General features: G+C 36.9%; 7 protein-coding genes and 1 tRNA gene. 2 read left to right on the top strand and 6 right to left on the bottom strand.

The genetic code is table 11. The features are described from left to right. Positions 1-808: 808 nt before the first annotated feature. A tRNA-Arg gene (locus tag CLV48_RS20265) sits at positions 809-882 on the bottom strand. 174 nt (positions 883-1056) lie between these two features. Between CLV48_RS20265 and CLV48_RS20260 the strand changes: the two genes are divergently transcribed. After that, positions 1057-1797 carry a porin family protein gene (locus tag CLV48_RS20260; protein WP_106569123.1) on the top strand — a complete coding sequence of 247 codons (741 nt, stop codon included), beginning with the start codon at positions 1057-1059 and terminating at the stop codon, positions 1795-1797. A gap of 346 nt (positions 1798-2143) precedes the next feature. Here the strand turns inward: CLV48_RS20260 and CLV48_RS20255 are convergent, their stop codons facing one another. Together CLV48_RS20255 and rpoN are read right to left on the bottom strand one after the other, a co-directional pair. Beyond that, positions 2144-2710, bottom strand: coding sequence for a phosphatase PAP2 family protein (locus CLV48_RS20255; RefSeq protein ID WP_245889627.1), 567 nt, complete (start codon positions 2708-2710; stop codon positions 2144-2146). 51 nt (positions 2711-2761) lie between these two features. Next, on the bottom strand, positions 2762-4219 hold the full coding sequence (gene rpoN / locus CLV48_RS20250) for an RNA polymerase factor sigma-54 (RefSeq protein WP_106569122.1): 1458 nt from the start codon (positions 4217-4219) through the stop codon (positions 2762-2764). A 178-nt stretch (positions 4220-4397) separates the two neighbouring features. Here rpoN and asnS point away from each other — a divergent pair, with 178 nt between their 5' ends. Beyond that, positions 4398-5849: an asparagine--tRNA ligase gene (gene asnS / locus CLV48_RS20245; RefSeq protein ID WP_106569121.1), complete on the top strand. Its 1452-nt coding sequence runs from the start codon at positions 4398-4400 to the stop codon at positions 5847-5849. A 205-nt stretch (positions 5850-6054) separates the two neighbouring features. On the opposite strand, the gene CLV48_RS20240 is transcribed toward asnS, so the two are convergent. From CLV48_RS20240 to CLV48_RS20230, 3 genes are all read right to left on the bottom strand, one after another. Further along, positions 6055-7446, bottom strand: a complete 1392-nt coding sequence (locus CLV48_RS20240) for an MATE family efflux transporter (RefSeq protein WP_106569120.1) — start codon at positions 7444-7446, stop codon at positions 6055-6057. Then, positions 7446-9875, bottom strand: coding sequence for a TonB-dependent receptor (locus CLV48_RS20235; RefSeq protein ID WP_106569119.1), 2430 nt, complete (start codon positions 9873-9875; stop codon positions 7446-7448). Before CLV48_RS20235 ends, CLV48_RS20240 begins: the two co-directional genes overlap by 1 nt. 290 nt (positions 9876-10165) lie before the next feature. Next, a partial coding sequence (locus CLV48_RS20230) for a thioesterase domain-containing protein (RefSeq protein ID WP_245889626.1) occupies positions 10166-11446 on the bottom strand: 1281 nt, incomplete at its 5' end.

Below are 11446 nucleotides of genomic sequence, written 5' to 3'. Positions count from 1 at the left end.
CAAACTCTCCATTGTAAAGTTTTTTCCGGATCCGCCTTTACGGCAGATCCATTATTTCCGGACTTCAGGGAGTAAAAACATTCGTCTTTACCTGTTATTGTATCGTTTCGTATTCCAGTATCCCAAAGAACTTATCCGTACCCTTACGGTACGGCTCGTCAGCTAAAGCGCCGATCTATTTAACACCTGTTCCGTTTAACAGGAGTGCAAAGGTAAGAACTCTTTTCTATTTGGCAAGAACCAAAGTTTAAACGAAATGAAAATATTTTAATTTTCACGCTAACCTCCTGAATTTGTGGGAGATTTTTTTCGATTAAATCTTAAAAGATTCAAACAACACCATTCAATTTTACTTTCGCCACTTTTGGCTAAATACTTTGATTATGTCCATGTAGAAAAACAAATAAGCTGCACTTATCGTTCCACTTGAATTCAATTTTTCTTAGAAAAACAAGTACAGGACAAGATATTCTTAGAATCTATATTCTAAGCCTTAATTCTATCTCCAATGAAAGGCTAGAACAATAAAGCCTAATGGAATGAATCTCATTTTTGAAGAGAAAAGCCTACCGCTGTAGGACTTTGTCAGAAGTAACTTCGTAAGGATTCAAATACTAGATTCCGGTGAAGAACCTGAAATTACTAAATCACAACCAGTTTAGCAGAAAATCAAACTACCAGCTTTAGGACTTAAAGAAGTGACCTCGTCAGGATTCAAATACCGATTCTCGGTACAGGCTCTGAAACCTCCTGAGCCGTAATCAGATTTGAAGAAAACAAATCTTGCCGATGCAGGATTTGCAAGAAGTGACCTCGTCAGGATTCAAACCTGAAACCTCCTGAGCCGTAATCAGGTGCTCTATTCAGTTGAGCTACGAGGCCAATTGGGATTGCAAAAGTAGTGAGCTTTTTCAAATATCCAAAAGGTCCCTTGGCTGTTTTTATCTATATTTTTGATCTGCCTGTGTTTCAATTAAGAATAATTAAGAGAAAAAGGACAGCAAATCACATTGGATTTTATAATTTAGCCGAAATTTTAAAAACAAAAGCGCTTTCATGAAAAGAATCTTTATTGTCTGCTTACTAATCAACCTTATCGCTTCAGATTTTCTATTTGCACAGGAAAGACAAAGAACACCTATTGGGGGAAGACCAGATATCAAAGGCGATCTTTTTTTAGATTTTGGTTTCAATACCCTTAACAACAAACCAGATGAACTAAGGACCAATTTTTTACCCTCAAGGACATTTAATATTTATTATCAAACTGAAGTGAAAATTGGTGAAGCTACGGGGCTAACTTTCAATCCTGGCATTGGAGTTGGAACAGATAAAATGGCATTTGGAAATGACCGGACACTTTTCAACAACCCAACCTTAGGCCCTGAATCCAGCAGACTACTTACCCTTCAATCCGTCTATGGAAACAATATTTCTGTTTCCAAAAACAATGTTACTTTGAATTATTTAGATATCCCTCTTGAATTCCGATACCACTTCAAAAAAAATAACTACAACAAAAGTATGAGGGTAGCACTAGGTGGAAAAATTGGATATTTGATGAATGCTCATACAAAAGTGGAAATCACCGATGAGAATGGTTTAACCAGAAGAATAAAAGACAGGCAATCTTATGGATTAAATCCTTTGAGATATGGCGTATATACCCGTATGGGATTCCCTGGATTCAATATTTGGGGTTATTATGGCTTAAACACTGTCTTCAGGATCGAACGTGGTCCTTTTAACACCGAGGCTTCACAAATTAACTTTGGTGTTTCTTTCACGCTGTTTTAAAGATAATTTGCCAATCCTAAAAAGAAAGAGGTTGTCCAATTATGGGACAGCCTCTTTTTTTTGAAATGCGTCAAAAGAAATTTTTTATGGAAAGGCCTCAAACCATTTATAAGACTTTTGGTACACCATCTTTTGGTTTTCGCTAATCGATATTTTATCAAGCCTGAAAACGAGGGATTGGATCTCAACTCTTGATTTTGTTTATTTATGTATACCTGCAATGATACATACCCCTAGTCATTATAGATGCGGTTTTTAACCAAACTTAAATTTCTTGATATCAGGTTGATTCAAGCCCCACTTTAAATTGGTTACTGGTCTAATTGCGGATATAGAAATTGTTTATTTAGAGCAACCAATAAAAAGCACTGAAACATACAGAGAAGCCCAACAAAAATCCAGTAAAGACTTCCCCTGGTGTATGAGCATTTAAATAAAGACGGGAAGAACCAACCAACCCGGCAATAATTATACTGCTAACTACCTGATTTAAATAATCATACGCTGGAAACTTTAGTGCCAGGGCTGTAATAATTGCAACCAAGCCTGAAATCCCTGTCATATGGGCACTGACTTTCCAAAAAAATGTTGCACTGGTCAAGATGATCACACAAATAGTAATCGCCACCAATGCCAGTAACAATGCAGGATCTATTCGGAATTTTAAATAAAAAAGGTAAGTTGTGATCATGTAAAAAAGACTGATCATTGAAAATGGAAAAACCCTTTCTTCCTTCGCATTCATTTGAAAGGATGTAATATTCTTGGTAAGCCGCATCATCACCATACTTAACAAAGGAATGATGCATGTGGTCAGAAATACCATGGCCACTAAAAACCGTGGATCAAAATAGGATACTTTTACCAGCTGTGTTGCCCCATAAATCAAATATACAAACACCAATGTGGGCATTAACAAGGGTTGGAATAAATAAGTAATGAGAAGGGCGATTTTTCGGTACACTTATAGTTCTTTTCTAAGTCTGGCGACAGGTATCTGCAACTGTTCTCTGTATTTGGCAACGGTTCTTCTAGCAATGTTATACCCTTTGTCATTGAGCATTTTAACCAATTTATCATCAGACAAGGGTTTTTTCTTATTTTCCTGATCCACCATGGATTGTAAAACACTTTTGACTTCTTTATTACTAACATCTTCCCCGGATTCTGTAGTAATCCCTTCCGAAAAGAAATACTTCAAAGGAAATATCCCAAACTCTGTCTGAATAGATTTACTGTTGGCCACTCTTGATACTGTAGAAATATCCATTTCAATTTTCTCGGCAATGTCTTTAAGGATCATGGGTTTTAACTTAGTTTCGTCCCCTTCCAAAAAGAATTCTTGCTGATAATCCAAAATTGCCTGCATGGTTTTCAAAAGAGTTTGTTGTCTTTGCTTAATGGCATCAATAAACCATTTGGCTGCATCCAATTTTTGTTTTACAAAAGTGACCGTTTCTTTGAGCTTTTTGTCTTTTTTATCACTTTTATCATAGGCATCAAACATCTCAGAGTAAGACCTACTGACCCTAAGTTCAGGTGCATTTTTAGAATTAAGGCTGATTTCCAATTTTCCGTCTGTATTGGAAAGTATAAAATCAGGGATGATATATTGGGTTTTGACCAACCCATCAGAAATCCCCCCCGGTTTGGGATTCAATCTGGTTATTAAATTGACGGCTTCTTTGATTTCCTCATCCCCTATATCCAGTTTTTTCTGAATTTTAGGATAGTGTTTCTTGGTAAATTCATCAAAACAATCGTTGATGATGCGTATGGCATTCCGAATGCTTGGGTCATCAGGATGCTCTTTTCTCTCTAGTTGGATCAATAAACATTCCTGAAGATTTCTTGCTGCAATACCACTGGGATCAAAGCTTTGGATTTTTCTTAAAATTTCTTCCACCTCATCGATATCAGTTTCCACGTTTTGACTGAAAGCCAAATCATTTATGATTGCCTCCAAATCTCTCCTTATATATCCATCACTTTCGATACTACCTATCAATTGCTTACCGATAACTTTCTGTCTATCGTCAAGTTTCAAAAAACCCAATTGGGTCAAGAGCTGCTCATGAAGAGATATCCCACTGGAAATGGGTATTTCTCTATCTTCCTCATCTGGGGAATAATTGCCATCTCCCTGCATTTTATATCCTCCGTAATCATCATTGAGGTAATCTTCTAAGTTGATATCTTTGTCATCATATCTTAAATCATCGTCATAATTGTCCTCAAAATCCATATCTTCACTCTCAGTCCTTTCCTCCTCCCTCCCCTCTTCCAAGGCTGGGTTAATCTCCAACTCCTCCTCTACCCTAGCTTCCAATTCAGCTGTAGGCACTTGTAGAAGTTTGATAAACTGGATCTGTTGTGGAGACAGTTTTTGGGATAATATCTGACTTAAATTTAGTTTTTGCATATCTGCTTAGCAATTAGGATAAGGCAACAAATCACGATTTTTAACGATATAACTGCAATTCAAATTTAGGAATTTAGAACAATTTTTTGATAAAAAGCTTATTATATCGTTTTTTTGCATTCCCTTTGGAAAGCCAATGTAATGAGGCTCTTTAACTTTCAAATATTCAAAAAAATTTATGGCCTTCAACAAAAGAATAAAAATAAAAGTACTCCTTGAAAAGGATCATTCCGGGCAAAAGGCTACGGTCATGGGTTGGGTGCGTACCAAAAGAAACAACAAAAACGTGGCTTTTATTGCTCTCAACGATGGATCTTCCATCACCAACTTCCAAATTGTAGCTGATCCTAATCTCATATCTGACGATATTTTAAAAAGAGCCACTACAGGAGCATGCCTCAAAATTGAGGGAACAATTGTAGCTTCACAAGGATCTGGTCAGCAAACCGAATTGAATGCGGAACATATAGAAGTATTGGGAGATGCAGATCCTGAAAAATATCCACTTCAACCAAAGAAGCATTCTTTAGAGTTTCTCCGAGAAATTGCGCACCTAAGAATCCGAACCAATACTTTCGGTGCGGTTTTCAGGGTAAGGCATGCTTTGGCCTATGCTGTCCACAAATACTTTAATGACAAAGGCTTCTTTTATATTCATACCCCAATCATCACAGCCTCTGATGCAGAAGGTGCAGGAGAGACATTCAAAGTAACTACTTTGGATCTCAAAAATCCTCCTCTTACAGAGCGTGGAAATATTGATTTCAGTCAGGATTTCTTTGAAAGGGAAACCAACCTTACTGTATCCGGTCAATTAGAGGGTGAATTGGCTGCCATGGGATTAGCTGAAATCTATACTTTTGGTCCGACTTTCAGGGCTGAGAATTCCAACACAACTAGACATTTGGCTGAATTCTGGATGATAGAACCTGAGATGGCCTTTTATGATGCGGAAGACAACCAAAACCTGGCAGAAGATTTTCTTAAATATGTGATTTCCTATGCATTGGAAAACTGTAAAGAGGATCTGGAGTTTTTGGATAAAAGAGCAGCAGAGGAAGAAAATGCCAAAAAAGCCGATCAAAGAAGTGAAATGGGCTTATTGGAAAGGTTGAGGTTTGTCGTAGAAAATGAATTCCAGAGATTGACCTATACTGAAGCTATTGAAATCCTTAGAAATTCCAATCATAACAAAAAGAAGAAATTCCAATATCTCGTGGAAAACTGGGGAGTTGATCTCCAATCAGAACATGAAAGATATCTGGTTGAGAAACACTTCAAAAAACCCGTAATCCTGACTGATTACCCGAAAGACATCAAAGCTTTCTACATGAGGCAGAACGAAGACGGGAAAACCGTTGCGGCCATGGATATTTTATTCCCGGGAATTGGTGAAATTGTAGGTGGTTCTCAAAGAGAGGAGAGACTTGAATTATTGACCTCTAGGATGGAAGAAATGGGCATCCCTGCAGAGGAAATGTGGTGGTATCTGGATACCAGAAGATTCGGAAGTACCCCGCACGCAGGTTTTGGACTTGGCTTTGAAAGATTGGTACAGTTCGTGACGGGTATGGGTAATATCAGAGATGTGATTGCCTTCCCAAGGACTCCTGGTCACGCGGAGTTTTAATCAAACAGTAATTAAAGAAATCCCCTAAGTGAAAGCTTGGGGGATTTTTTAATAGAATAGAAAAAAAAATTGACTTTTTTTGAAAATTATATGCCCCGAAGGCCCTAAGGCTACCTAAGAAATATAAACCCACTACACCTTAGAAATTTTCATTTTAAATGGATAAATTTTTAGTCTGAAATTTAATTCTCCTCACAGATCTCTTTTATACACTTGCCAATTCCATTTTACTCTCCTTTTTAACTTTTGTAAAAAAACGGGAAGTCAACAGTATGGCATTTGATGTCAAACCAATAACTAATCCCATCCATAATCCAGAAACGCCCCAATTCAATTGGAATGAAAACAAATAAGCTGAGGGTATACCTATTATCCAAAAAGCTATCAATGACAGGTAAGCCGGTACTTTAACATCCTGAATTCCGCGAAGAATTCCGGAGGAAGTCGTCTGAATTGCATCTGATATCTGAAAAACAGCAACCATTAACAAAACCATCTTTGCAAGTTGGACTACTTCAAGTTCACTAATGAATAGACGTGAAATAAATTCATTACCAAAAAAAAGAAATAAAGAAAATGAAATACTCACCAAAATTGCTAAAAATAGAGTAGTCCTTCCAATGGAATTAATTGCTTCCCAATCTTTTTTCCCAAAGTTAAATCCAATCCGAATAGTCCCGGCAGCACAAATTCCCAAAGGAACCATAAGGGTAAGAGAAGATATATATAATCCTATTTGATGAGCTGCCTGTTGTTGGGCACCAATCCAGCCTGCCATTATTCCTGAAAAAGCAAATGCACCGCTTTCCAAGGCAATAAGTAATCCTGTGGGCAACCCTATCTTAACTATTTTTCTCATGATTGATATTCTGATCTGTAAAGCCTCTTTTAAATTATTCCGATATTTGTCAAAGACTTGAGAACGCAGGAAAACCACCACAAAAACTAAAAAGGTAATAATTTGGGTTAAAAAAGTTCCATAACCAGCCCCCAATAATTCTAAAGCCGGCATCCCAAAATGTCCAAAAATGAGGATGTAATTTAGAAATATATTTATGGGAACTTTTATAAAGCTTAGTATCATTACAAATTTAGTCAATCCTAATCCGCTGGCGAATTGAACAAAAACCACAAATAAACTAAGGGGAATCAACCTCCAGCCAATAATCACAAAATAGCCTTGGGCAATCTCCGCTATTTCTTTATCTTGCCCTAAATGAAAGATAAGATCCCTTCCAAAATAAAAAATCAAAGCAAGGCACAGGGATAATAATCCGCTTACAATTATGCCATTGAATAGCAGTTTTGCGGGTGAATCAAAATCCGATTTTCCTAAAGCTGCTGAAACAAGTGGAGACAGTGCCATAGGGAGTCCCATACACAAAATAACTGGTATAGTTACAATATTAACAACCAAGGAGGCCGCAGCCAGTTGATTGCTATGGATTGAACCCACCATTATACCATCTATAATTGGCAATAATATTTGAGTGAGATTGCTCACGATAATCGGCCAGCCTAACTTCATGGTCAGCTTTATTTCTTCCTTCAAACTCTTTGGCTGGGAAGAAACTTCTATGGTTTTTGAACGGTTCATCAGTTACTTCTTCTTCTTTCCTCATCCAAACCGGTAGTCCTTCTTCTTGAGCCTTTAATTTTACTATTACCGAAATTGTAGTTAAAAGTAAGCAACAATCGTCTGGTGTCTTCTATTCTAAAATCATTGGCAGAGATAATTAAAGAATTGCTAGATGAGGGCCAAACATTTGTTCTAAAAATATCAGATACACCTACTGATAAAAATCCTCTGTTTTTCAAAATCGATTTGCTGGCTCCAATATCTACGGTCCAAATCGTACCAATCCTTTCATTAACACCAGAAAGTGTAGGTGAGTTATAAAACCCTGACAATTCAATTTTCCAAGCTTTTGGAAGCGTAAATGTGTTTTGAAGAGAAAGACTCATTGATGTTACTTTTTCATCAAAGCTGGTATCTAGCGTATCAAACTTATTATCTATATAAAAACCACTAAAAGTCCCATATGCTTCCCACCAATCAGAAATAGTCAATGGAGCACTCACGTTAAGAGTAATCTGAGATTGTTTTTCTAGATTAACTTGGGTTAGAAAAAATTTATTGTTTTCTGCAGGTAGATAAAGCTGTCCAATATGGTTTTTAACCTCATTATAGGTTATTGAGGATGTGATTGTAGATTTAAAATTATGAGCAAATGTAAAAGCTGTAGCATACTCCGGAAGCAAGAAAGGATTTCCTTGAGAGAAGGTAAACTCATTCAATAAAAGCTGAAAAGGATTCAACCTATTGTAATTAGGCCTGTTGATTCTGCGATTCGCATTAAAACTCCAATTGTGCTTTTCATTGGCAAGGTAAGTTAAATTCAGGTTTGGAAAAAAGTCCAGGTAATTTCTTTTGATTGATGCGTTTTGTTCAATTTGCAATGACTGTAATTCCCCGATTGTTTGGGTGTACTCAGCCCTTAAACCTGAAACTAATTTGAATTTTTTGCCAAAATTTGCAAAATAGGAAGCATAGGCAGCACTAATATTTTCCTTGTATAAAAAGTCATTGGAACGCTCTAAATCCGGAATCAAATTACCGTTTTCTTCACGGAAAAAGCCAAATCTATTATCAGAGTGAATGTCAGTTAATTTCACTCCCAAACTTAGTTTTCCTTGACCTAGGGTCCTTTCGTTATCAGCTTTAATTGACTTGATATCAATGCTTGTTGGAGAGCTTATGAAATATATTACACTAGAGATAATATTTTCTCCGGCAGGGTCAAATATCGTGTTGGGCTGCCTATTATTTACATCTTTTTGAAAAGAGGCATAATCCGCGTCAATATTAAAAATGGTGCCGTTTTCATTTTGATAGCGGTAATTCAAATTAAAAGAATGGTCAGTTCGCTCAAGTACATTGTTACTTGCCGCATTTAATATTCCTTCGATTCCAGCAGAGGTCCCAAAATTAGCCTGATCAGAAATATCCCATAAAAGATCAGCAAAGCTGCCAGTAGCCAAAAAACCAATTACACTCTTTGGAGATAAATTAAAATCCATGCCAGCCCTAACTGCATGGACTTTTCGGTCAATATTACCATCTCCTACTAAATCCAAAAAACGGCCATTTTGTTTAATTAATGATTCTTCCTGATAAGGGTTCTGGTAACGGTTAAATGAATATGAACCATAAATATTAAATAATTTACTTCGATAATTTCCTGAAAGCGCTGTATTATAACGTGATTTATTTCCAATAGAATAACCAGAAACAAAAGAGCCATTAGCTCCGAAATCAGAGTTCTTTCTTAGGACTATATTGATCACCCCTGCTGTACCTACTGCATCAAACTGAGCGCCGGGGTCTGTGACCAATTCAATGGATTCAATTTGATCAGTTTGAATCGTTTCAAGATATGCAGTAAGATCCCCACCAGTCAAAGGGAGAATTTTTCCGTTTATGGCTACAATAGCTCCAGATCTACCCATCATGCGGATATTTCCTGTTTTATCAATCATGACATTGGGAGACTTTCTAAGGAGATCCAAAGTATTTATACCTATTGAGTTAATACTCTCCCTTACATTAAAAATTACGCGGTCCTTTTTTATTTCCAAAAGGGGTTTTTGACTTTCAACTGTAAATGTTTCGAGTTCATTTTCAGCAGTTATCATTGTTATTTCCTCTAATGCCAATTCAGAATTTTGAACCAAATCTAAAGGGCTGAGGACATAAGGGCTGTACCCTACAAAACTGATTTTTAACCAATAATTTCCTGGATCGAGTTCAGGAAGCAGAAAACTCCCATCTTCAAGCGTGTATCCAACCTTAACTATTGTCGAATCTGAACTATTATAAAGAGCCACATTTGCAAATAAAATGGGCTGATTTTCAATATTCGTTACTTTGCCTTTGATACTTGATGGGGTCATTTGCGCCATAGAAGTATGTGCCAATGCAAATAGAAGAATTACTGATAAAAGTGTTTGAAATAGTATTTTCATATAAGAATAGGTGGTTTTCAATTAATGGTTCAATTATTCCATTGTCTTATTAAATTAAAACTACCCATTTTTATATGTGCTGAAGCTTACTTAGGGAGCAACTCACATAGAATGTGAAAGAAGTGCTAAAAAACGTTGACTTGTCAGATTCTAAAATTTTTATTGCGTGGGCAGCTACCTATATTGATACTTTATCTCACATTGAAAATGGAGCAATTCTACTTTTTTCAAGTAGAGAATAAACTATTCCAATAAAATAGCCACCCACAGTTCCATCCGAATCTGAAAATTTAGATTTCAAGAATACTCATTGATTTTTGAAGATTCTCTTTTAGGATTTTAGCCAAATCGATTGCATTTTGACTACTCATCATATTGATATGATCCCCTGGGCTTGTTCTAATTTCTAAATCTGAATCCAATATTTTAGTCCAGCCCAGACATTCTGATAAATTTGAATGATCACGGTATGTGATATCTGCTTTGATCAATAGAGCTTGAAGATTAATTCGGCTTGGCTCATAACTGATTCTACTATTGGCACCAATCAATTTTGCCCATTGCCATATTTCCTTATCAGTAAAAGTGTTTGGCAATAATCCATTTGAAATGATCCATTCCCTAACATGAGCTATTCTGTTTTTATGATCCATTTGAAGCAGATTTTCTTCTAATTCAGCATATCCAAAATCCGTCCCCTTATATGCAAAGAGCCTTTCAAGAAGCATCAATAAGTTACGGAGGTCATCATTTTGAGAAGAAACAGGATGGACGTTCATTTCTCTTAGGACATTAGGGCTGTAAGAATCAAATAAGCCCAAGAAAGCTACTTTCTCACCTTGTTCCGTAAGCTGCTTTGCAATTTCAACGGCGATCCAACCTCCCATGGAATGACCGGCCAATTGATAAGGACCTTGTGGTTGAACTTTTCTGATAAGGCTTATATTGAATGCTGCCATTTGCTCAATGCTGTCAAAAGGGTCTTCTCCATCCAACAATCCCATATATTGGAAGCCATAAACAGGCTGGTCATTACCTAGGGCTTTTGCCATTTCTACCAGATAAAAGCATTTACCCTCAATACCTGGGACAACGAATAACGGGGCCCTTGAACCATTTGCTTGTAATGGAATCAAATGCGCATCAAACTGATAGTTTTCGAATTTGATTTTATGCATATGGTCAATCAAAGACTTAGGCGTAGCATTTTGAAAGATCATTTGTATTGAAATCTGAACTTCAAGTCTTTGATGAATTTTAGAAATAAGCATAACCGCTTTCAAAGAATTGCCACCTAAAGCAAAAAAATCATCTTCCATACTAATGACTTCAGGTCTGATCCCCAAAGTGGCAGCCCATATCTCAATCATGTGCTTCTCTTGCTCATTATTTGGAGCGATAAAAACTTTTCCGGTTTTAAACTCCTCTCCAGGGTCAGGCAATGCTTTGCGGTCTATTTTACCAGAAGGGCTCAAAGGAAGTTTGTCCATCGCCACAAAACGGGCAGGGACCATAAAGTCCGGAAGGCCTTTTGAAAGGAAGTTCCGCAGCGCTTCCACTGTCTTTTCTTC

Source organism: Cecembia rubra, assembly GCF_003014575.1.
Classification (GTDB): domain Bacteria; phylum Bacteroidota; class Bacteroidia; order Cytophagales; family Cyclobacteriaceae; genus Cecembia_A; species Cecembia_A rubra.
This window is presented reverse-complemented; position numbering and strand designations above follow the sequence as displayed.

Excerpts from the sequence above, each read along its gene's own strand:
- CLV48_RS20260 (WP_106569123.1), top strand. The coding sequence starts at position 1,057 with ATGAAAAGAATCTTTATTGTCTGCTTACTAATCAACCTTATCGCTTCA.
- CLV48_RS20255 (WP_245889627.1), bottom strand. The coding sequence starts at position 2,710 with ATGCCCACATTGGTGTTTGTATATTTGATTTATGGGGCAACACAGCTG.
- rpoN (WP_106569122.1), bottom strand. The coding sequence starts at position 4,219 with ATGCAAAAACTAAATTTAAGTCAGATATTATCCCAAAAACTGTCTCCA.
- asnS (WP_106569121.1), top strand. The coding sequence starts at position 4,398 with ATGGCCTTCAACAAAAGAATAAAAATAAAAGTACTCCTTGAAAAGGAT.
- CLV48_RS20240 (WP_106569120.1), bottom strand. The coding sequence starts at position 7,446 with ATGAACCGTTCAAAAACCATAGAAGTTTCTTCCCAGCCAAAGAGTTTG.
- CLV48_RS20235 (WP_106569119.1), bottom strand. The coding sequence starts at position 9,875 with ATGAAAATACTATTTCAAACACTTTTATCAGTAATTCTTCTATTTGCA.